Consider the following 22,516-nt stretch of genomic DNA (forward strand, 5'->3'; position numbering starts at 1 on the left):
TATTAACCAAATAAATTTCTTTACCTCAACTATGAAAATTTGGTTAAATATTTTCTGGTGTTTATTTCATCTTCTATCTTAAGGACGAACTAAAAAAATGCATGTTACAATAATGTCTGAAAAAAATGAAACTTTAGTAATTGGGGCTTCTTTAAAACCAAATCGATATTCCAATATGGCGATTAAAAGATTGCGTGATCATAAGCAAAACACGAAAGCAATTGGTTTACGGGAAGGCGAAGTAGAAGATGTGAAAATAGAAACCAAGCAGAAAGGTTTTCAACATATAGATACAGTTACACTCTATTTAAATCCGAAGCGTCAACGTGACTATTATAAATACATTATTGGCTTAAACCCAAGAAGGGTGATTTTTAATCCCGGTACAGAAAATCCTGATTTTTATAAGATGCTTCGGGAAAATAATATACAAGTTGAAGTAGCTTGTACACTGGTTTTACTTTCGACGAATCAATACTAAGCCAAGAAAAGTAATTAATCCGTTTACGATAAGTAACTCATAATTAAAATGATAACCGCCAAGGTATTCTGCGGGTAAATTCCCTAAGACTGCTGTTATCGCTACAGAAATAATAGCGACTAACCAAACCCATTGGTCATTTATTTTCCATTTAGTAAAAATTCCGAAGCTGAATAAGCCTAATAAAGGTCCATAGGTATAGCTGGCCACGGTAAGTAAGGTATCAATCACACTACTATCCAATAAGTATTTAAAGGAGATAATCACCACAATCAAAAGAACACTTATCACGATGTGAATTCTTTTTCGGAGTCCTTTTTGAAGGGAAGCTTCTTTCTTTTCAATGTCTAAAAAATCAACACAAAAACTCGTGGTGAGTGAAGTAAGCGCACTATCGGCACTAGAATAGGCAGCAGCGATTAAACCAAGTAGAAAAATGACGCCTAGGCCAAGTCCCATATTTCCGTTAAGGGCAATTTCGGGGAACAACAAATCGGTTTTTTCTTTTCCATCCAAGATGGGGACCCCAATACCTTGCTGATCGGCATAAATAAATAAAAGTGCTCCTAAAAATAAAAAGAGAATATTTACCGGAATAAACACAAAACTATAGGAAAGTACATTCTTTTTAGCGTCGCTTAAGGTTTTACATGTTAGGTTCTTCTGCATCATATCTTGGTCTAAACCCGTCATACAAATCGTAATAAACATACCCCCAAAAAAAGCTTTAAAGAAATAATTCTTATCGAGAATACTTTCAAAATGAAAAGTTCTTGTATATCGTTCTAATTCTGGAGCCGTAAAAAAGTCTTGAAAACTCCATTGCAGTTCTTGAGAAATAAAATAAATAGAAATAATAACCGAGCCCAGCATAAAAAAAGTTTGTAGCGTATCGGTCCAAACAATGGTTTTAATTCCGCCCCGTGAAGTATAAATCCAAATCAATAAAATGGAAATAACAACGGTTACCCAGAAAGGAATATTCCACGCATCAAAAACAAAATATTGTAAGACGGTAGCCACTAAAAATAGTCGGAAAGAAGCTCCCAAAACCCGGGAAATAAAGAAAAAGAAAGCTCCGGTTTTATAACTTACATTCCCAAAACGTTCCTTTAAATATTGATAAATAGAAGTGACATTTAAGCTGTAATAAATGGGGAGCAGCACAAATGCAATCACAAAATACCCCACCAGATAACCTAACACCACTTGCATGTAGCTAAATTCAGAAGCTCGAACCCAACCTGGAACCGAAATAAAGGTAACCCCTGAAAGGGAGGCACCTACCATACCAAAAGCCACCACATACCATGGTGATTTTCCTTCGGCTTTAAAAAATGCATCATTACTATCATTTTTTCCTGTGAAATAAGAAATGAGCATTAATACAGCGAAGTATAAACCAATAAGTAGAAGGATATGGATAGGTTTCATACGGAATGATAAGTTTTATGCAAACTTAATAATATAGATGATGCAAATAACAATCTTCTAAGTTTGAATTTTATCGAGAAGTAATTTATTCAGAAAAACTTTTATAAATTGTAAGCCATATCCTAAACTCAACTAACATGATGATTAAAAAATATTTACTTGTGGGAAGCTTCTTGGCCAGTGGTTTTTTGGTAGCACAAAATCAAAATACCGAAGAAGCCGATCAACTTTTCGCTAATTATCAATACGTAGATGCCATTGATGAATATTTAGAATTAGTAGATAAAGGCAAAGCCAATAGCTATGTATACAAACAATTAGGCGATAGTTATTACAGAATCTTTAATATTCAAGAAGCAGCTAAATGGTATAGCAAAGCTGTACAGAAAAAACAGGATGCTGAAACCTATTACAATTATGCGCAGACCCTAAAATCACAAGGGAAATATAAAGAAGCTAACGAGCAGTTAGATAAGTTTGCGGAGTTAAAACCGAAAGATCCCCGCGCCATAGCGCATTTAAAAAACCCAAATTACATTCCGAAGTTATCTTCAGATGATGCGAAATTTACGGTAGAAAAACTTCCATATAGCAGTAAAGAATTTACTGATTTTGGACCCATTGCTGTCGGAAATACCTTGTATTTTGTAAGTACCAGAAATAAAAGCAATAAAAAAGATAAATGGTCTAACCAGCCATTTTTAGATATTTTTCAAGTAGATCTAAACGGAAAAGCAGAGCCGGAGCCTGTAGAGAATATTAATACTAACCATCACGATGGCCCTGTAACTATAAGTAAAGACGGGAATTTAATGGTTTTTTCTAAAGATGGTCACGAAGAAGGTTTATATAAAAAAGGAAAAGGAAGAACCAAGATCGCGCAACAAGGTTTGTATTTAGCCAAAAAAGTAAATGGCGAATGGGAGTACATTAAACCGCTTTCCATCAATAGCTCAGCATATTCTGTGACGCATCCGGCCTTGAGCGATGATGGGAAAACCTTATATTTTGCTTCTGATATGCCGGGAGGTTTAGGCGATACCGATTTATGGAAAGTTGAATTTTCGGAAGATTCCCTTGGGAAACCAGTTAACTTAGGTGATAAAATTAACACACCAGCCAAAGAAGGGTTTCCTTCCGTTCGGGAAAATGTATTGTATTTTTCCACCAATGGAAGACAAGGATTAGGCGGATTTGATGTGTTTAGCTTTGACTTAGAAGAAGAAGAAAAAGCAGAAAATATGGGCGCCCCTATTAATACTGAAAAAGATGATTTCTCCTTCAGTATGGATATGGAAAATAAAAACGGTTATTTTGCTTCCAATCGTGACGGCATTGACCAACTTTACATCGCTAAAGGGATTTGTAAAGCTGAATTACTGAATTTAATTAAAGATGAAAAGACGCAAGCTCTTATCGCCAATGCAGAGGTGGCTATTTTAGATGAACAAGGAAATAAAATTACCACGACTAAAACCAACGCTGAAGGAAAAGTAAGTTTTGAAGTTTCTTGTGAACATCCGTATCAATTAGAGATCTCTAATCCGGGCTACGAAACCAAAATGCTTATGATTGAGAAACCCGTTGATGGCGTGAATGAAAAAGAAATATTATTAACTCCGGAAGAAGTAGAAATTACAGAAACTGAAGTAAAATTAGATAATATCTATTTTGAATTTGATAGAAGTTTTATCACGCAACAAGGAGCTAAAGAATTGGATAAATTAGTCCGTGTGATGCAGAAATATCCAACGATGAACATTATGGTAAAATCACACACCGATTCTAAAGGAAGTGCTTCGTACAACAAAAAGCTTTCTAACGAACGTGCACAATCTACCGTGCAATATTTAATTTCTAGAGGAATTTCAAAAGATAGATTAAGTGGACAAGGAATGGGAAGCACCGAACCGAAAATAGATTGTGGAGCTAATTGTACCGAAGAAGAAGACGCGCAAAATAGAAGATCGGAATTCATTATTGTCAAGGAGTAAAAATAAATTGTAATTTTGTAAAACATAAAGTCAGTCTTCATTTTTAGACTGACTTTTTATTTTCCTTTGTTTTATGAAATTTGTATTCCTTAGCTTCCTCATCATGTGTCCTTTTTTTGGGATTGCACAGCAACCCAACGATTGTGTAAATGCAATCGTGATTTGCGGGAACGGGAGTTTTAGTTCTAATGCTAGTGGAGCAGGAGTGCAAGAAGTTTCCGGTTGTTCCAGTGAAGAACATAATTCTATTTGGATACGGGTAGATATTGTACAATCAGGTACGTTAGGTTTCGATTTGATTCCTGAAAATACTGATTTATCAGTAGATTATGATTTTTGGGTATATGGTCCCAATGAAGATTGTTCCAGTTTAACTACGCCTATCCGGTGTTCTACGACAAATCCCATTGCGGCAGGACAAACCAATAATCATACAGGTATTGGTGACGCGGCGATGGAAACTTTTGAAGGTCCAGGAGAAGATGGAGATAGCTATGTGGAATGGATGAATGTGTTGGATGGAGAATCGTATTATATTGTTATCGATAGACCAGTCGGCAATGGTGGTTTTGAAATTAATTGGACAGGAACTGTCTCTGAAGGAACCGGAGCATTTCCTGAACCACCTGTGGCAAATTTAATTGCAGATATAGAAGAATGTAGTGATACCGGTAGTGCTAATTTTAATTTAGGAAATTTAAGAAGTAGTATTAATCCGGATTTATCGGAGAATGTGGTCAATTTTTATGAAACTTTAGCCAATGCTACCGATAATCTTAACCCGTTAGCAGATACTTATACTTCCTCACAAACTATAAAAACCATTTATGCGAAAGTTACCAGTAATCTTACTCAATGTACCAATGTTACTGAATTCAATTTAATTATTAACCAAATTGAAAACGTGAGTATTGCTGTTTCAGAGAATCCAATCTGTGCTCCAAAAGAAGTAGAAGTCCTATTTTCAGGATCAGAAAATGCGATAGTAGAATACCAAATTAATGGCGGAAGTACACAAGAAATTCAATTAGATGCTGCAGGAAGCGCTGAAGTTGATCAATTTATTAACTCAACTACAGACATTACGGTAATCAATACCTATGTGGAAGACATCGATGGAAGTATTATTTGCTCCGCAAGCCAAAATGAATCTATTAGCGTAACTATTGCAGGAATTTCAGTAGGTGATAATTTAATCGATTTTTATGAATGTGATGGAAATAAAGACGGGAAGGTTGTTTACCATTTAACAAGCAATGATTCCATTGCGTTGTCAAATGTGGGGAGCGGTTATCAAGTCAATTATTATACTTCTCAAGATGAAGCAGAGCATAGAAATAATCCAATAATTACCCCTGCTTCTTTTGAAAATACCACCTCCCTTCCACAAGAAATCTGGGTAAGAGTAGAAGATGCAAGTTTTACCGATTGCTATGCAATAAGCAGTTTTCAATTAGATGCCTATACCGATGCGCCACCAAGTTTTGAGGTAAAACGAAGTAATTTGAATTTTGAAGAACAACATAGCATCACCATTTCTAACGTTACCGGAATAGGAACCTATGAATTTAGCATCAATGGTGAAGATTGGAAACAGCCGGATGAAACCAATACGTTAACTTTAACCGTAGAAGGTGGCGGACAATTTGTAGTTACGGGGCGTCATACCGAAGGTTGTGGAAGCAGTTTTAAAACTACCACCTTTATTGATTATCCCAGGTTTTTTACGCCTAACCAAGACGGTATTCATGATACGTGGAATATAAAAGGCTTTCAGCAACAAAACGCTGACGCAAAAATTTTAATTTTCACAAGGTTCGGGAAGCTTTTAAAAAGTTTATCACCTTCTTCAAGAGGTTGGGATGGAAGCTATCACGGAAAACAAATGCCTTCTAACGATTATTGGTTTTTGGTAGAATACGTAGAGCAACTTCCAGACGGGACCACCATCAATAAATCTTTCAAAAGTAATTTTACGTTAAAACGCTAATCACCCGTTTTAAATTTGTAAATTTGCAGCTATGGATTTTTCTTCAAAATTGTTGGAAAATGCTGTACATGAGATGGCACAACTTCCGGGAATTGGAAAGCGTACAGCGTTACGTTTAGTCTTACATTTATTAAAACAGCCTGAAGAGCAAACTACGCATTTGGCAAAAGCTTTGGTAGATTTAAAAACCGAAGTGAAATTTTGTAAAAACTGTCATAATATTAGTGATTACGATGTATGCGAAATTTGCGCCAGTCCCAATCGCGAAAAAAGTATCGTTTGTGTAGTAGAAGATGTTCGCGATGTGATGGCTATTGAAAATACCAGTCAATATAAAGGTTTGTATCATGTTTTGGGAGGGAAAATAAGTCCGATGGATGGTGTTGGACCCAATCAATTGCATATTTCAACTTTGATAGATAAGGTGAAAAGGGGAGAAGTAACTGAAATCATCTTTGCTTTAAGTAGCACGATGGAGGGTGATACAACCAATTTTTACATATATAAACAGTTACAGGATTTTGAAGTGACTACTTCTACTATTGCACGGGGAATTGGCGTAGGGGACGAACTGGAATATGCCGATGAGGTGACTTTAGGGAGAAGTATTTTACACCGTGTACCTTTTGAAAATTCACTAAAATCATAGTCGAATTGATGGAACATTAATTAGCTATTTTTATTACTTTATGAAAATAATATTAGCAGATTAAATGTTACATCACAATCATTAATCATCAAAACGGTAGGTTTTACATTAATTGTTTTTAAATGAAGGAAGTACTAATTAAGCATTTTAAAACTATTATTTTATCTCAAAAAAATCAATAAGTAGTAAATGAAGGTGCTAACTTTAAACACTAAATCTTTTGAGGCAAATAGTTTGAGATTGATGTCAAAACTTGATGCCGCACCAGATTTAGTTGTAGGTATATTAACTGGTGGTGGCTATGTGTTAGAAGCTATTAAAACACATCCTAATATTAAAGACTGCTTGTTTGAGGTTGTTACTTTACAAAGAACATCTACCCATTTTAAACAACGTTATCTAAAACCGATTTTTTCGATTTTGCCGTATTTCATTTTAAATTGGTTCCGGGTTTTGGAATCAAAAAAAGTAAAGCATAAAATTTCTAATTTAGATCAGAATAAATTGCAGGAGACCAAATTAGAATTTAATTTAGAAAGTGAAGATTCAAGCTTTATCAAAAAAATTCTTATTGTAGATGATGCTATAGATACAGGAAAGACAATGTTCATTGTAAAAAACAATTTGCAAAAAAAGTTTCCTCATGCAACAATAGAAATAGCAGTAATGACTTGGACTATTGAAACTTCGGTTGTAAAACCAGATTATTATATGTATAAAAATACACTACTAAGATTTCCTTGGTCTAATGATTATAAGTAATAAAAAAGTAAATAAAAAAGTACTTGTAATAGATTTAGATGGTACGCTATATCGTATAAATACCTTTCATTTTTTTATCAAGTATCTGCTGAATTTTAGTTTAAAAAAACTTCATGTTAAATTATTGTATACTCTTTTAAAAGCTATCTTTTTAAGACTGCTGAAGATTGTTAATCATTCTAAAATGAAATTTCTAATCTTAAAAGCTATTAAAGAATATGATGAAATAGATATGGAGGGTTTTGTGTCTAGTTTAAAAGAATATAGAAACCAATTGCAAATACTTGAAGATGCTACTTTTGGTATTAAAATTTTAGCTACTGCAGCGCCAGATTGCTATGCGAAAATTATAGCTTTAAATGAAAGATTTGATGTTTGTTTAGCAACAAATACCCCTGTAGCTAACTATCAACATGATTTTGAAAATGTTAGAAATGTTAAAAAACAGGGAGTTGTCCATTATTTAAATTCAATTGAAGTAAACCACTTAGATACTATGGTAACAGATCACTATGATGATTTACCTTTAATGAAAATCTCTAAACAGGTAGTTTTAGTAAATCCAAGTAAAGAGACAAAAGATATTCTCAAAAAAAACCAAATATTTTTTAATATTGTATAGAAGAAAAAGAATTAAGATTTATTTAGGTTGATGTTTTAAATTTATTTAACCTTATGATTGATTTTTTAATTAAATTCGCAATCGATAATAAAAAAAACACCTTCAAGTTAACAATATGGCAAGATTTGAACTGAAATTACCCAAAATGGGAGAGAGTGTTGCGGAAGCAACAATAACTAATTGGTTAAAAGAAGTTGGTGATACCATCGAAGAAGACGAAGCAGTATTGGAAATTGCCACCGATAAGGTGGATAGCGAAGTTCCCAGTGAAGTAGATGGGGTCTTGGTAGAAAAACTTTTTGAACCCGATGATGTAGTTCAAGTAGGGCAAACCATAGCGATTATAGAAACCGAAGGCGAAGTAGAACAAAGTGAAGCCACTACTTCAACAAAAGAATCTTCAGCAAACGTAGCTGCTGTTGAAGAAACTGTAAGCCAAGCTAAAGCTACGGCGAGTAACGATGATTATTCTGATAGTGAGCGTTTTTATTCTCCGTTAGTGAAGAATATTGCCAAAGAAGAAAATATAGGATTAGATGAACTTGAAAATGTAAAAGGTACCGGTAAAGATGGCCGTGTCACCAAAGACGATATTTTAGCGTACGTAAAAAATAGAGGGCAACAACAACCGCAAGCGGCTTCAAAACCGGCTAGTGCTCCTCAAAAAGCTGCACCTAAACCAACAGCAGCACCTATCAGCGTAAATGGGGAAGATGAAATTATTGAAATGACCCGAATGGGCAAAATGATTTCTCACCATATGGTGAATAGTGTACAAACTTCAGCACACGTACAATCTTTTATTGAAGTAGATGTTACTAAAATCTGGAATTGGAGAAATAAAGTAAAAAATGAATTCGCTAAGCGTGAAGGGGAAAAGTTAACCTTTACTCCAATTTTTATGGAAGCGGTAGCAAAAGCCATCAAAGACTTCCCGTTGATTAATATTTCGGTTGATGGAGATAAAATTATCAAACGTAAAAATATTAATTTAGGAATGGCAGCCGCACTTCCTGATGGGAACTTGATTGTACCGGTAATTCATAATGCAGACCAGTTAAACTTAGTTGGTTTAGCCAAAAAAGTAAATGACTTGGCCAATCGTGCACGTGGAGGAAAATTAAAACCGGACGAAACCCAAGGCGGAACCTATACCGTAACCAATGTGGGAACTTTTGGCAGTGTATTAGGAACACCAATTATCAATCAACCACAAGTAGGGATTTTAGCTTTAGGAGCGATTAGAAAAGTTCCTGCGGTAATAGAAACCCCGGAAGGTGATTTTATAGGAATCAGACACAAAATGTTCCTATCGCATAGTTATGACCACCGTGTGGTTAATGGAGCTTTAGGTGGACAGTTCGTACAACGCGTAGCTCAATACTTAGAAGCTTTTGATGAAGATAGGGATTTTTAAATTATAGAATATAGATTACAAGAAAGCCTCAAGAAATTGAGGCTTTTTTTATACAATCTTCAAATTACTATAGCCTTGTCCGTTTTGTGTAAGTTGAATTTGTGTAGCGATGCGCTCTTTTAAACTTTCTACATGGCTAATCACCCCAATCATTTTGGAAGATTCTGCTTGTAAAACTTCTAAGGTATCTAGCGTCTGGTCTAAAGTTTCCGGATCTAAGGTCCCAAAACCTTCATCGATAAAAAGACTATTGATTTCGATATTTCGGGAAGCTAAATCAGAAAGTGCCAAGGCCAAAGCTAAACTCAAAATAAAAGTTTCTCCACCCGAAAGGGTTTTGATAGAACGACGTTGGCGACCCATATGTTCATCAATGGCAACTAAACTATCGTCTTCCTCATCAGTGGGTTGGTCAATGCGGTAGCGATCGCTCAAATGCATCAAACGTTTGTTAGCTAGTTGCAGCAATTGCGCTAAGGTTAAATCTTGCGCAAAATCGTTAAACTTATTTCCGGTTTTATCGCCAATCAAATCATTTAAGATTTTCCAGTGTTCAGATTGTTCTAATTCTTTTCCAATCTCATGTTGTAGCTTTTTAATTTTATTTAAATTTTCTGTTTGGTTTTTCAATAAGCGCGAAACTTCATTGAGTTCTTCCTCATTTTTGGTCAAGCTTTCTTTTTCTTGCTGGAGTTTTTCCTGTAATTGTTCTAAACTTGTTTCAGTGTCTTTTTCCTTTAGCAACTTAATCTCTTCCTGTAATTTTTGCTGAAGTGTTTTTAATTCAATATTCTTTTGTTGAAGCTGCTCTCGTTCTTTTTGCCAAGTTTGCGCTTCGTAAGCTGAAAGTCTTAGGGATAAAGCTTTTTCGATACTAGCATAGCCTTTTGCTTGTAATTTGTTGGACAAGTTTAGATTTAGTTTTTCCAACTGCTGGTTAACTTCTGCTAGGCTCTTTTCAGTAGTTGCTAACAGTTGCTGCTGTTGGTAGATATTTTGCTCATTACGGTTCCAGGAAGTTTCTGCAGTGCTAATTTCATTTTCAAAATGGGTCCCTTTAAAAAGTGATTCAATGGCTTCACTTTTTGCTTTTCCTTTGGTAATCAGTTCTGCTAACTCTTTTACTTTTTCTGCTAAGTTTTGAAGTTGGTCTAAGTCTTCCTGAAGTCGTTTTGCTTGGTCTAATTCTTTTACATTAGTTTCTAGTTTCGTTTCCATTTCAGCAAAAGATTGCTCTTTTCTCTGCTGAAGAATTACCTTGAAATTTTCTTCAAACTCCTTTTCTTTTTCAGCTAACAGTTTTTCAGTTGGTGTAAATTCTTTTTCAAGCTTTTCCTGTTGCTGCCGAAATTGTTGAAGTTGCGTTTCTAATTGCGTTAACTCTTTTTGTAATTGCTGAATTGTTTTTTGCAACTGCTCAACCTCTGTTTTTAAAGAGTTTTCAACTTCGGGATGTGCTGAAGCAAAAGGGTGATGAGTCGATCCGCACAACGGGCAAGGTTCATTTTCTACTAAATCTTTGCGATAATCTTCCAATTTTTTTTGCAATTGCTCAACTTCTAAAGTTTTTTGCTTGGCTTCTAGCTGTGCATTTTTCAGTTTTAATTCTTGCTGAAGTTTTTCAACTTGTTGAGGTAATTTTTTTAAGGAATCACCTAAACTTTGAAGCTCTTTTGTTTTTTGATCAATTTCTTTTTTGAGTTGTTGAATTTCAAAACTTTCTTTTTCTGCTGCTCGATTCAGTTTTAATTGTTGCTGAATTTCTTCTTGCCAAACAGGAATATATTTTTCTTGGAGCTGAAATTTCTCTTTCAATTTTTCAAAAGAAGAAGATTTTTCAGCTTGTTTTTCTTTTACTTCTTGCAAAAAAACTTTTGTATTCGAGGGTTTCGATGCAAACTGAAAACCTTTCATAAACCCGGAAATATTTTGTTCTGAAGTCTTATAAATCGATAATAATTCGCTTCGTTCTGAAATTAATCTTCTAAGGTTCTCTTTATAGATAGCTAATTTATCTGAAGCATTTTCTGGAGTGATCTCGAGTTGAAATGTTGATGAAAATTCAGTTTGTAAATGCGTTCGTTGTTGGTTGAATTCTTTTAAATAATGCTGAATTTTAGCAATTTCTTCCGTATTCTTTTTTTGCTCGTTTTGTAAGTTTTGCCACAAATTCAATTCTTCTGAGAACAATTGAATTTCTTCATGCTGTTTGAGCTGACTGCCTTTGTCCTTTTCAAATGTAGTGGTTGCAGCTTCCACTTCAGTAATTTGCTTTTCTGTAGTTGAAAGTTGATTTTGCTGTTCTTGCAACTTCTTTTTTAACTGAAGTGCTTCTGCGTTTTTTTCAATAGAAAGACTTAGATTTTTCTTTTCCAATTGAAGTTTTTCAGCCTGATTTTGTTTTTCCGCATAAACTTCTTCAGCTAATAATTGTTCTCTAAAGGTTTCAATTTTTAAACGCTTTCCTTCAATTTGCGTTCCTATTTCTTTATATTTTAAATACGCTTCCTGACCGATGTTTCTGTAAATTTGCGTTCCGGTAATCTTTTCGAGTAAAGCACCACGTTCCTTTTTGGGTACTTGCAAGAACTTAGCAAATTCACCTTGCGCTAAGACTACCGATTTGATAAACTGGTCGTAACTTAGTCCAATTAATTCTTCATTTTTGCCGGGCACATCAGATTTTTTTAAATCGAGATGCCCGCTTTCCAAGTTTGCCAATTCCATATGGTAATCCCGAAGGTTTCCGGTTCTAGCGGTAGAAATTTCCCAAGTGGAAGCAAAAATTCCTTGTTTACATTCGTAAGTGATTTTGGCGTAGGCTTCTTGCTGATTTCGGGTAAGAATAGCTCCTTTCTTAAGAACTTCTGTGGTACTCAATTTTCCCAATCTTGGTACTTGATTAAACAAGGCCAAGGAAATTACATCGAGAATCGTAGTTTTTCCACTTCCGGTAGGTCCGGTAATCGCAAATAAACTGTTCTGCAAAAACGGTTCTTTAGTAAAATCTATTTCGTGCTCGCCGCGCAGCGAGTTAATATTTTTAAAAGCTATTTTTAATATTTTCATTGAAATACGAGCTTGTCAACTCGAGCGGAGTCGAGTGATTGTTCATTCGTTAATTATTGTTTATTCCTTCTACCAATTCTTGAAAAGCGATCGTAACTTTTTCTTTTACATCTTCAGGATAACTGTGTTGGGCTAATAATTTTTGAAAGACTTCTTGTGGTTTTAAATCTTCTAAATGTCGATGGCTTTCAAATAATTTTCCGCTTTCCCGTAATTGATTTTTAAAGGTGGCGCGGTGTTTAACAATTTCAAAATTAGGTTGTTCAAAAGTGGTTACTAATTCATCCAATTGTGCAATTAAGTTAGCGTCGTAATTTTCTTCTTTTAGTTCAACTTCAATTAAATTGGTTAGGCTTCCTTGAAGTTCAAGGTTTTTTAATTTTCCTTTAATTTCAGGAATGCTTCCGCTAATGCGAATTAATTTTCTAAAGTTTGGAATAGAAATGCTTTCCGGTTCAAAACCTTTTTCTGTATCAATGAGTAGTAATCGCTTTTCATCTTTACGTTCACTAAACGAGAGTGGGAGTGGAGAACCACTATAAAATGTGGGAATTTGTGCACTTACACGCTGTGGTTTATGAATATGTCCTAAGGCCATATAACTAAATTCTTCACCAAACTGACTCGCTTGAAAAGCCGCTTGATTCCCGATTTGGATATCCCGTTCGCTATCGGAAGTTTCGATGCCCGCTGCATATAAATGCCCCATTGCTATAACAGGTAGTTCAGGATAAAGACTTTTGCTTTTTTCTGCAGCTTTGCTAAAAGTTGCTTCGATGCCTCTTCGAATGGCTTCAATTCTATTTTCGTAGACTGTACCTTCTTCAATGGAGCGTAAATCGCTATCGCGTAAAAAGGGTATCGCTGCGACAATTACTTCGGTTTCTCCTTTTTTGTTCTGAAGCGGAATTAAGCATTCTTCTATTTTTGCCGGCATTCCGCCAACAATAGTTACATTTAATTCTTGCAAAATCTCTTTAGGAGCGTCGAGCATACTGGGAGAGTCGTGATTTCCGCCGGTGATAATGAGCTGGCAATTGGTTTTTCTAAGCTGAAGTAAAGCTCGGTAATATTGTTTTCTAGCTTCGGCAGAGGGATTGGCCAAATCAAATACATCACCGGAAACTAAAACCACTTCAATTTCTTGTTCTTGAATTAATGGAATTAACCAATTGATAAACAAGTTGAAATCTTCATATAAATAATGTTTATGCAGTTTTTTACCAATATGCCAGTCGGCCGTATGTAGAATTTTCATAAAATTGAGCTATCAAGAAAAAGAAAGTTCAATTTACAAAGTAAACTGAACGTATAAAAGTGTGCTGCGTTGCTTTTGTAAACAATTATTTATCTTTGCTGAAAAATAAAAATGGCAAAGTCAGGTGCTCAAAAAAATACAAAGAATAAAGCGAAGCATGCCAAATTGATGGCACGTAAAAAGAATAAACTTCGCCAAGAAAAAGAAAACCGAAAAGCCAGATTGAAAGAACTGACCGCTAAAATGAATACGCAAAAAGAAAATTAGAGATCGGTTTTTCCTTTTACATGTTTATAAAATAACTGAAGCAGTTGATAGTCTTTATCATAATTTCCGGTAGGATAAAATGCTTCTCCAATTTTCACTACTTTTTTTCCATAATCAAAAGCCACAGGAATAATGGGAACTTTTGCAGATACAGCAATCCAATAGAAACCACTTTTCCATTTTAAAACTTTTTTACGGGTTCCCTCGGGTGCTAAGGCTAACCTGAATTCTTCTTTTTCCTCAAAAAGCTGAGCGATAGCTTCTACTTTGTTTTGTCCCTTTGTTCTATCAAGCGGGCTTCCCCCCATCCATTTTAAATAAGCGCCAAGCGGACCTTTAAATAATTCTTTTTTTGCAATGTAATTAATATCTACCTGAATGATTTTTCGGGTAAATGCACCTACGTAGAAATCATGCCAACTTGTATGCGGAACCACGATAACTACTGATTTTTTAATGGATGGATCAAATTTTCCGTCAATTTTCCAACCCATTAATTTATTAAAAATGAATTTGAACATCTTCTAAATAATTCGGAGATAAATTTAATTTTTTTGAATTAATTATTTCCTGATTGTCTGAAATATATCATAAAAGTTACCCTAACCACAGGAATAGTTTCAGTACTTGATTCTTCAAATTCTGTTTTTCAAATCTGTGTTATTCTAGATCAAGCCTGCTTTGTAAATAGGTAATTGCTTCATAAATAATATTTTAAAATACATAAAAATAATTAATGGTTTGTATATAATATATAAATAAAAATATATGAATTATGTTTTAGACATTTGCACCGATAAATAATTTAACACAGAAAATGTTCGTGAAATCTCCACAAGTAACCGCAAACAAAAACGCTACAGGCCTTTTTTCATTAGCAAACTTACTGCTTTGGGTGCTGTTTGTTACTAACCTCGTATTTCTTATGGTTTGTTATTCAAACTTACCTGAATGGAAATTAGGAGGAGTAATTTATATCAATAGTTTTAGCTTTCTTATCTGGACAGTTGTATTATTCTTTGCGGCCCTTATTACCAGCTATTCCAAAAATTACCTTGTTGGTTTTAAATTCAGGAGAAGTTTTATTTTAAATTGTTTGGGCTTTACGCTCTCGGTAATAATTCTGGTAATAGCCAATCATATCCTGCTGTTTTTAGCCTGTTGGTTTTTTATGGGAATTTTTATGGCCAATTTAATAGGTGTCAATAAAGATTGGCCTGAGGCAAAAGCGGCAGCTAGTTATGCCCAAAAGTTTTTTCTCTTGGGTTCTTTTTGTCTTGGTGTGGGCTTATTTTTATTGGCTTGGTTCACTAGTGAGTTCACTATAGTAAAAATAAGCGAACAGGTGAGTAATTTACCTTTATTCGCAAAAATTTCAGCAGCCTTGGCGATAATATTAGCAGCCATTATTCAATCTGCCATATTCCCGTTTCAGCGTTGGTTAATGTCGGTGATGACGTCACCTACGCCTGCTTCAGCTTTAATGCACGCCGGTTTTGTGAATGGAGGCGGAATTTTATTGGCCTTCTTTTCCAGCTTGCTTTTTGCATCTCACACCTTAACCATTCTTTTTGTGATAGGTGGTGTTACCGCAGTTACGGCGCAGTTCACCAAACTTCTGCAGGTAAATATCAAGCAAAAATTAGCTTGTTCTACCATCGCACAAATGGGCTTTATGATTATGCAATGTGGTTTGGGATTTTTTAATGCGGCTGTAGCTCACCTTATTTTACACGGCTTTTACAAGGCTTATCTATTCCTTTCTGCAGGTGAGGAAATTAAAAAAAGTGAGCCTGCTTCAAAATTAAAAATTAAAATAAAACCCCTGCAGGCTATTGCTGTTCTCATTTTTGGAAGTTTGGGAGCACTTCTGTTTTCTTTCTTAACCGGTAAAGGGACCAGCGCCGATAGCGGAATTATTTTAACGCTGGTGGTAGCCATAACGGTAGGTCAAGTAGCTTATAACATTTTTAAAGAAAAGAGCTTAACAACGTCTCAAAAAATAATTTATCCTACACTAATGTTTGTGTTAGGGATTGTTTTATATGCAGGGCTTTATAATGCTGTGACCTACTTCATGCATCCATTACCACTAACAGATCACCCTGTAGATATTTCTTGGGTACATATTGTTTTTGGAATTATATTTTTAATCGGCTTTTTCTTAATGAAGTTAGGAGTCTATAAAAAGTTCCCCTGGCTTTACCTCAAGTTAATCAATGATTCGCAACCCTATCACAAAACCATTTTCAATTCTAAAAATAAGTAAGATGAAAATAACTGAATGGAAAAAATCCCTGGAAGAAATCTCTAAAATTGTAGATAAAACTTCGCCATTATATGCTTACATCACTTCCAATCAACTTTCAGGTTTTGAGGAACATCATTTCAAGGAAGCCGTAAACAAAGCTTCTACATTTTACAATGCACAAGGATATCCTAAAGCCGAAGTATTTAAGGAAGCACTGGATAGAAAAGAACTTCACAGCCGCGAATTAGAGAATTTATTGATAGAAAATGGTTACCAAGATCCTGTGGAAACGTATTTGAAAATCCTTGATCAAACTTCTGCAATAAAAGAACAAACCGATAACCTGAAACTAAATAGATTAATGCTCAAGTGGCTTTCTATTTTTTTAGATGAAGGTTTGGCAGAATGGCCAATGCCCAACCGGGAAAAAGGCTTCTATAAAGCTTGGTTGGGTTTAGCTAAATACGATAAAGACTATCAGATAGATAAAGATACGCCACAATCAGCCTCTATAGCTTTAGACCAATTATTTAAAAATTGTTCCGAAGAAGAAATACATCATAGCATTCAATTTCATTTAACGAGTCTTCCAGGTTGGGTGGGATATATTAAACAACGTCAATCTTCCGACTCGGGATGGAAAGAAGAAGCACCCATCTCTATGTTAGAATATTTGGCCGTTAGGCTTACAATCGCAGAAAAATTAAACCTAAAGATAGAGGTAGTGCCTACTTTTAAAACTACCAATGAAAAACAACAGGAATTGGCTTATTTATTTTTAAAAGCTTGGGAAATAAGCTGGCAAAAAGAGCTTGCTGAACAACTTACCCATAACCAATCACCTGAAAATAGCACTATACCAGACGCTCAGATGGTATTTTGTATCGACACACGATCTGAGTTAATAAGAAGGAAAATAGAAGAATCAGGAAATTATGAAACATTTGGATATGCAGGTTTCTTCGGTATTGCCATGGATTATAAAAGTACAGAAGATGGATTAACAAGAAAATCCTGTCCTCCAATTTTGGATTCTGCTTACAAAGTTTTTTATCGCATAAAACAAGAACAAGAAACTCAGGCCAAAGCTTATAAAAAGCAGCTCAAAAAAATTAAATTCAAAAACTATTTCTTTAAAAGATTGAAAAATATGCTGCCTTCTGCCTTTGGGTATGTAGAAGGAACAGGAATCTTGTACGGTTTATCTTTGTTGGGGAGAACTTTGTTGCCTACCAAATACCATCAATTAATGAATCGTGGTAAAATAGCTGCGGAAAAAAGCTACGAACCTAAACTGGGAAAAAAGGAGCATCAACACGATATTTCTTTAGAAGAAAAAGTAAATCTTGTAAAAGCAACCTTTAATTTAACGGGTTGGAAAACCTTTGCTCCAGTCATCATTTTTACCGGTCACGGAAGCCATACTTCTAATAATCCATTTGCTTCCAGTTTAGATTGCGGTGCTTGTGCAGGAAATCCGGGAAGACACAATGCCCGAACTTTAGCTTCTATTGCTAATGAAAAAGAAGTAAGGCTAGCATTAAAAAATAATTTTGGAATCGATATACCGGAAAGCACAATATTTCTGGGAGCCGAACATAATACGGTTACTGATGAAATAGAGATTTTTGATACCGAATTTGCTCAGGATCACAAAGAGGCGCTTCAGAAAATTAACGAAAACTTGAAGCAAGCGCAATTAGAAGCGACTAGGGAACGATTGGGAACTGAAAAAGAGAGTTTAAAGATAGCCCACAAAAAATCAAATAACTGGTCGGAGACCAGACCAGAATGGGGCTTGGCTAAAAATGCTAGTTTTATCATTGGCCCAAGAGAGCTTACTAAAGGGCTCAATTTAAACGGCAGATGTTTTCTGCAATCTTACGATTGGAAAACAGATAAAGACGGCAGTGCGCTTTCTGGAATTATGCAAGGGCCTATGGTAGTTACCCAATGGATCAATAATCACTATTACTTTAGCACGGTAGACAATGAAAAATTTGGTGCAGGTTCTAAAATCACGCATAATATAACCGGCAAGTTTGGGGTGATGCAGGGCAATGGAAGCGATTTAACCAAAGGTTTACCATTACAGTCCTTAAAAATGAGTGACTCAGAGATGTACCATCAACCCTTGCGATTATCGGTCGTGATTGAAACACCTATTGATAGGGTAGAAAAGATTTTAAAAGAACAACCTCACTTAAAAAGCTTATTGGATAACGAATGGATTTACTTATTGGTAATCAACCCTGAGGAAGACCGTCAAATAAAGCGTTATGCATCGGGTTTAAAATGGGAAAATCTAGATAAGAATTCGACCAAGGATGCTGTAAAGCTTGCTGTTTAAATCGTGTAAATCTGAGTTTTACGGAGGCTGAGTGAAACCTTTGTAAAAATTTTTATATCGAAACTTCCCTTTTCGGTACAAAATGCCAGTAATATTCTAACGCAGGTTATCATCAATTTTCCTGGTTATTTAATAACTAGATAACCAGGAAAAATTTGCTTCATTAATACTTTCAATATGTTCGGTAAGGAAATCTAAATAAGCCACACCCGCGGGCGAGAATTTTTTACCCTTTAACCAAATTAAATTCCAAGAGGTTACAATGGGTAATTTTTTGATAGGTACAATTTGTATCTGCTTGTTTTTTATTTCATTCTCCAAACCAATTATAGGCATAATGCTATAGCCAAGTCCCGCCAAAACCGCTTGTTTTACAGCTTCGTTGGAAGTAAGCTGAATTTTTTTGGTTACCGGAATTTTATTCTGACTTATAAATTTTTCCATTGCCTGTCGGGTAGCAGAACCTTCTTCCCTATAAATCAGAGGTAAGTTTTCAGGAATTCTTTGGCCTTTAATTGGTACTGATTTTATAAGAGAAGGACTACCAAATAAGAAAAGTTTATTGTCTATAAATGTTCTTTTCTCGATCTGTAAATTTTCCGGTAGTACAGAAACCAAAGCAAAATCTATCTCATTTTTTTCTAAAGATTCCAATACCTGATAACGGTTGGTTACATCCATTACCAGATTTATACCATTGTGATTACTTAAAAAAGGAGCTAAATAAAAAGGCATTACATATTTTCCTGTAGAAACTACAGCTATGGTGAGTTGTCCCACCAGCTGACCTTTAAAAGCTAAAGACTTTTGCTTCATGTTTTCAACCTCCAATAAAATTTTTTCAGCAGCTTTTGCTATTTCTTCACCATAAGGAGTAACATATAATTGTCTGCCGATAACTTCGGTTAGCGGAATATCAAACTGATCCTGAAAATTCTTTAGTTGAATAGAAACTGCCGGTTGGGTAAGATGTAGTGATTCTGAAGCTTTAGTAATGCTTTTTAGCTCTGCTATTTTTAAAAATATCTTTAGCTGATTTAGGGTATAGTTCATAAAATTAATTAATGTATCACATAGTAAATATAAATAATAACTTATGAATTTCATCATTATCTTTACTTCCTAAAAAAGTAAAGATGGACAACTTTAATGAAGTTAAACTAATCACTGGAGAATTTAAACCTAACGAAGCTGAAGAAATTTTGTTTAGTATTATTGAAGATAAAATTAGTTTTAATACCAGACAAATATTTAGTTATGAAGAACGTGGTCTTGATGGTGCAGAACGCTATAAAAATAGGATAGTGGAATTACAGGAATCTAAAAAGAAAGTTGCAGATATGATTAATAGTTGCAAAGCAAAAAACAAAATCTTAAGTATAGAAAGCTCAATTGTAATTAAAGAAAAACCGGAGCTTTCTACTAGTTAAAAATTGGGAATAACTCTTTAGATGCTAGTCTGTCCAGATTACTTCTAAAGCAGATAAGAAAATAACAGGGCTGTATGGCCCTGTTATTTTTTGGCTAATTTAAATAAAAATTGATTTTAGGGGAAGACTTATAAATAACTGTGGTTAACTAATTTAAAATTTATAGTTTAAACTTAATCTAAAGTTTCTTCCGGGTTCACTTTGCCAATACACATAGCTGCCATAGTTTGCTCCAGAATATAAATATTCGTTTAAAATATTATTCATGTTTAATGCAATTTTGAATTTATTGTTTTCCCATGAAATACCTCCATCCATTCTAAAATAGTCAGGTAAATCTGTGTTGCCGTTTGCAGCCCAAGCCCAAGTAGAACGATCAACTAAATATTGATAACCTAATGAAATCCCTAAACCTTTAATTTCTTCTTGCTGAAACTTATAGTTAAACCATCCATTGGTGGTATGTTTAGAAAACCCAGGAACGGGGCTTCCATCTTCATTTTCAACATTGGTATAAGCATAGTTGAGAACTACTCCTAAGCCTTTTATGATTTCTCCGCGTAAATCAAACTCAACTCCTTTAGAGGTTATATCACTATCAACCTGAACTGAATAATTAGCATTTGCAAGGTCGGGTTGTAAGATCTTGTCTTTAGTGATGTTAAAATACGTGGCTGTTGCATTCCATTTGCCATCTAAAAATTCATATTTTAATCCTCCTTCAATATCTTCAGCTGTAACAGGGTCAAAAGGTTCCCCTGATGCATTTGTTCCTTGTTCAGGTAGAAATGATTGATCGTACATTCCATAGATGGTAAGTCCTTCGATAGGGGTAATTCCTAAAGCTACTCTTGGTGTAAAAACTTCATCGTCAGAACTTGCATTATAAGAACTTTCAAATTCAGTATATCTTCCTGCTAAGGTTAATCTTATTTTATCTTCTAAAAAGCCTAATTCGTCTTGAATATAATAGGATAAATATTGAGAAGTAATAATTCCTGAAGCTCTTTGTTGTAAATCTAGACTCCTATCAAAATCTGGTAGGTTGGTAGGAGCTTTAGGATTGTATATATTGAAGGGATCTTCTTCTGTATCTAAAGCTACTGTTTGTGACCAATCAGCAATATAATTTTTATTACCCAAATCTAACCCACCTAAAATTTTATGAGACAAGCCTCCTGTTTGCAAAGATCCGTTTATAAATACTTGTCCTAATTTTTGTTCTTCGTGAGCGTCCCAAATGCTAACCGTTCTAATAAGATTTCCTTCTTCTGTGACTCCATAGTCAACATTTTCTTCAGCAGGAATATCATTATTATAATTATAGGTGCTATCTATCCATAAGCTTTGACCTTGATGCTGGTAATTTAAATAGCTTAATTGCGCAGTTATATTCCAGTCATCATTTAGTTGATGATTAAAATTAATAAAACCATAGTGCTCTTTCATAATAGAAGGCCCTAAATTGGGGGCTGAAAGTGTAAAGTCACGATCTAAACTGGCATATTTACTAGGGGCGAATACGTAAGCAGAACCAATTAATTTGGTTTTATAATATTGATAAGTATATTGTGCAGTAACCGATGTTTTTTCATCTATTTGGTATTTTATAGAAGGAGCAAAAGTATACCGGTTTTGGGGTTCATAATCTCTATGTGATTCTTGAGTGGTTCCGGCTCCTACAAAACGATATTGTAATTTATTATCTGCTGTTAATTTTCCTTCCACATCAAGTGTTGCCCTAAGCGTATTGTAACTTCCGGTAGTTAAACCTATTTCTCCATGAGATAAGCCTGTAGGTTTTTTGGTGACCACATTGTAAAGTCCTCCGGGTTCACCACTAGAGAGCATAAAAGCAGAAGGCCCTTTTACGACTTCAATTTTTTCTACCATTGCCATGTCTTCTGCCATAGGTCCCCAAGTAGAAAGAACATTCATTCCATTTCTAAATGGAGGGATTCTAAAACCACGCATGTTAATACGAGCGAAATTTCCCCAATGTTCAATCATTTGAGCACCACTTACGTTTCGGGTAATATTCTCCATCATACTAATTGCTTGCTGGTCTTCGAGAAGATCACCACTAATTACTTGTATGTTTTGCGGGATTTTATTTAAATCTTGTTGTAGTTTAAGTGAAGGGGATGGGTTTTTTTCTGTGTATTCAGATTTTCCAGCTCCTGAGATAACTACATCATCAAGAGAACTTACATCGTTTTGTAGTTCTATGTTTAAAGTGATTTCTCCATTAATTTCGATATTTTCTGAGGTAAATGTTTTGTATCCTATATCTGATACGATTAGCATGTAATTTCCTGATTGAATATTACTTAAGTTGTAAAATCCGTTTTTGTTGGAGGAAGTACCGTAATTGGTGTTTTGTAAATAAACATTTGCGTTAGAGAGTGGATTTCCATCCCGGTCTACAATAGTTCCGGATATGGAACCATTGCTTTGTGCCTGAAGTGAAAGTGCAGTAAAAACCAACATCACCACTAAGACTAAGTTCTTCATTTTAGATATATTTAATTAGATTTAATTC

The 22,516-nt window shown here is 34.8% G+C and carries 17 protein-coding genes; 11 read left to right on the forward strand and 6 right to left on the reverse strand.

Translation table 11 applies throughout. The annotated features are described in order from the left end of the window. Positions 1-97: 97 nt before the first annotated feature. The gene (locus tag FVB9532_RS16190; protein WP_228482373.1) at positions 98-481 is read left to right on the forward strand and encodes a CoA-binding protein; all 384 of its coding nucleotides are present in this window, start codon (positions 98-100) and stop codon (positions 479-481) included. On the opposite strand, the gene FVB9532_RS16195 is transcribed toward FVB9532_RS16190, so the two are convergent. After that, positions 458-1,915, reverse strand: coding sequence for a sodium:solute symporter (locus tag FVB9532_RS16195; protein ID WP_150546230.1), 1,458 nt, complete (start codon positions 1,913-1,915; stop codon positions 458-460). The genes FVB9532_RS16190 and FVB9532_RS16195 overlap by 24 nt on opposite strands. A 137-nt stretch (positions 1,916-2,052) precedes the next feature. On the opposite strand from FVB9532_RS16195, the gene FVB9532_RS16200 reads away from it, so the two are divergent. The 6 genes from FVB9532_RS16200 (at position 2,053) to FVB9532_RS16225 (ending at position 9,349) form a co-directional block, all read left to right on the forward strand. Next, entirely contained in the window at positions 2,053-3,909 is a 1,857-nt protein-coding gene (locus FVB9532_RS16200) for an OmpA family protein (protein ID WP_150546231.1), read from the forward strand. A gap of 73 nt (positions 3,910-3,982) precedes the next feature. Beyond that, positions 3,983-5,899, forward strand: coding sequence for a T9SS type B sorting domain-containing protein (locus FVB9532_RS16205; protein ID WP_150546232.1), 1,917 nt, complete (start codon positions 3,983-3,985; stop codon positions 5,897-5,899). A gap of 31 nt (positions 5,900-5,930) precedes the next feature. Next, positions 5,931-6,548 (forward strand): recombination mediator RecR, encoded by a 618-nt coding sequence (gene recR / locus FVB9532_RS16210; RefSeq protein WP_150546233.1) that lies wholly within the window; start codon positions 5,931-5,933, stop codon positions 6,546-6,548. Between the two features lie 243 nt (positions 6,549-6,791). After that, positions 6,792-7,310: a phosphoribosyltransferase family protein gene (locus FVB9532_RS16215; RefSeq protein ID WP_194716568.1), complete on the forward strand. Its 519-nt coding sequence runs from the start codon at positions 6,792-6,794 to the stop codon at positions 7,308-7,310. Further along, a complete protein-coding gene (locus FVB9532_RS16220; RefSeq protein ID WP_150546235.1) occupies positions 7,297-7,932 on the forward strand; it encodes an HAD family hydrolase in 636 nt (211 codons plus the stop codon). Before FVB9532_RS16215 ends, FVB9532_RS16220 begins: the two co-directional genes overlap by 14 nt. Before the next feature lie 115 nt (positions 7,933-8,047). Beyond that, positions 8,048-9,349: a dihydrolipoamide acetyltransferase family protein gene (locus FVB9532_RS16225; protein WP_150546236.1), complete on the forward strand. Its 1,302-nt coding sequence runs from the start codon at positions 8,048-8,050 to the stop codon at positions 9,347-9,349. Positions 9,350-9,397: 48 nt separating this feature from the next. Here FVB9532_RS16225 and FVB9532_RS16230 read toward each other — a convergent pair whose 3' ends face one another. After that, complete coding sequence (locus FVB9532_RS16230; protein ID WP_150546237.1) at positions 9,398-12,418, reverse strand: AAA family ATPase; 3,021 nt, start codon at positions 12,416-12,418, stop codon at positions 9,398-9,400. Positions 12,419-12,467: 49 nt separating this feature from the next. Beyond that, a complete protein-coding gene (locus tag FVB9532_RS16235; protein ID WP_150546238.1) occupies positions 12,468-13,676 on the reverse strand; it encodes an exonuclease SbcCD subunit D C-terminal domain-containing protein in 1,209 nt (402 codons plus the stop codon). A 111-nt stretch (positions 13,677-13,787) separates the two neighbouring features. Between FVB9532_RS16235 and FVB9532_RS19535 the strand changes: the two genes are divergently transcribed. Then, positions 13,788-13,943, forward strand: coding sequence for a hypothetical protein (locus FVB9532_RS19535; protein ID WP_194716569.1), 156 nt, complete (start codon positions 13,788-13,790; stop codon positions 13,941-13,943). On the opposite strand, the gene FVB9532_RS16240 is transcribed toward FVB9532_RS19535, so the two are convergent. Beyond that, complete coding sequence (locus FVB9532_RS16240; protein ID WP_150546239.1) at positions 13,940-14,464, reverse strand: 1-acyl-sn-glycerol-3-phosphate acyltransferase; 525 nt, start codon at positions 14,462-14,464, stop codon at positions 13,940-13,942. The genes FVB9532_RS19535 and FVB9532_RS16240 overlap by 4 nt on opposite strands. 296 nt (positions 14,465-14,760) lie before the next feature. Between FVB9532_RS16240 and FVB9532_RS16245 the strand changes: the two genes are divergently transcribed. Together FVB9532_RS16245 and FVB9532_RS16250 are read left to right on the forward strand one after the other, a co-directional pair. Beyond that, positions 14,761-16,212, forward strand: coding sequence for a proton-conducting transporter transmembrane domain-containing protein (locus tag FVB9532_RS16245; protein ID WP_228482374.1), 1,452 nt, complete (start codon positions 14,761-14,763; stop codon positions 16,210-16,212). Position 16,213: 1 nt separating this feature from the next. Next, positions 16,214-18,544 carry a DUF2309 domain-containing protein gene (locus FVB9532_RS16250; RefSeq protein WP_150546240.1) on the forward strand — a complete coding sequence of 777 codons (2,331 nt, stop codon included), beginning with the start codon at positions 16,214-16,216 and terminating at the stop codon, positions 18,542-18,544. A 129-nt stretch (positions 18,545-18,673) separates the two neighbouring features. On the opposite strand, the gene FVB9532_RS16255 is transcribed toward FVB9532_RS16250, so the two are convergent. After that, complete coding sequence (locus FVB9532_RS16255; protein ID WP_150546241.1) at positions 18,674-19,597, reverse strand: LysR substrate-binding domain-containing protein; 924 nt, start codon at positions 19,595-19,597, stop codon at positions 18,674-18,676. 83 nt (positions 19,598-19,680) lie between these two features. On the opposite strand from FVB9532_RS16255, the gene FVB9532_RS16260 reads away from it, so the two are divergent. Beyond that, entirely contained in the window at positions 19,681-19,974 is a 294-nt protein-coding gene (locus FVB9532_RS16260) for a hypothetical protein (RefSeq protein ID WP_150546242.1), read from the forward strand. A gap of 153 nt (positions 19,975-20,127) precedes the next feature. Here FVB9532_RS16260 and FVB9532_RS16265 read toward each other — a convergent pair whose 3' ends face one another. Continuing rightward, entirely contained in the window at positions 20,128-22,488 is a 2,361-nt protein-coding gene (locus tag FVB9532_RS16265; protein WP_150546243.1) for a TonB-dependent receptor, read from the reverse strand. Between the last annotated feature and the right edge of the window lie 28 nt (positions 22,489-22,516).

This window comes from Mesonia oceanica, from assembly GCF_902499555.1.
GTDB lineage: Bacteria > Bacteroidota > Bacteroidia > Flavobacteriales > Flavobacteriaceae > Mesonia > Mesonia oceanica.

Coding starts and splice junctions, on each gene's coding strand:
- FVB9532_RS16215 (WP_194716568.1), top strand. CDS start 6,792: ATGTCAAAACTTGATGCCGCACCAGATTTAGTTGTAGGTATATTAACT.
- FVB9532_RS16225 (WP_150546236.1), top strand. CDS start 8,048: ATGGCAAGATTTGAACTGAAATTACCCAAAATGGGAGAGAGTGTTGCG.
- FVB9532_RS16200 (WP_150546231.1), top strand. CDS start 2,053: ATGATGATTAAAAAATATTTACTTGTGGGAAGCTTCTTGGCCAGTGGT.
- FVB9532_RS16190 (WP_228482373.1), top strand. CDS start 98: ATGCATGTTACAATAATGTCTGAAAAAAATGAAACTTTAGTAATTGGG.
- FVB9532_RS16245 (WP_228482374.1), top strand. CDS start 14,761: ATGTTCGTGAAATCTCCACAAGTAACCGCAAACAAAAACGCTACAGGC.
- FVB9532_RS16265 (WP_150546243.1), bottom strand. CDS start 22,488: ATGAAGAACTTAGTCTTAGTGGTGATGTTGGTTTTTACTGCACTTTCA.
- FVB9532_RS19535 (WP_194716569.1), top strand. CDS start 13,788: ATGGCAAAGTCAGGTGCTCAAAAAAATACAAAGAATAAAGCGAAGCAT.
- FVB9532_RS16220 (WP_150546235.1), top strand. CDS start 7,297: ATGATTATAAGTAATAAAAAAGTAAATAAAAAAGTACTTGTAATAGAT.
- FVB9532_RS16205 (WP_150546232.1), top strand. CDS start 3,983: ATGAAATTTGTATTCCTTAGCTTCCTCATCATGTGTCCTTTTTTTGGG.
- FVB9532_RS16195 (WP_150546230.1), bottom strand. CDS start 1,915: ATGAAACCTATCCATATCCTTCTACTTATTGGTTTATACTTCGCTGTA.
- FVB9532_RS16255 (WP_150546241.1), bottom strand. CDS start 19,597: ATGAACTATACCCTAAATCAGCTAAAGATATTTTTAAAAATAGCAGAG.
- FVB9532_RS16240 (WP_150546239.1), bottom strand. CDS start 14,464: ATGTTCAAATTCATTTTTAATAAATTAATGGGTTGGAAAATTGACGGA.
- FVB9532_RS16235 (WP_150546238.1), bottom strand. CDS start 13,676: ATGAAAATTCTACATACGGCCGACTGGCATATTGGTAAAAAACTGCAT.
- FVB9532_RS16230 (WP_150546237.1), bottom strand. CDS start 12,418: ATGAAAATATTAAAAATAGCTTTTAAAAATATTAACTCGCTGCGCGGC.
- FVB9532_RS16260 (WP_150546242.1), top strand. CDS start 19,681: ATGGACAACTTTAATGAAGTTAAACTAATCACTGGAGAATTTAAACCT.
- FVB9532_RS16250 (WP_150546240.1), top strand. CDS start 16,214: ATGAAAATAACTGAATGGAAAAAATCCCTGGAAGAAATCTCTAAAATT.
- recR (WP_150546233.1), top strand. CDS start 5,931: ATGGATTTTTCTTCAAAATTGTTGGAAAATGCTGTACATGAGATGGCA.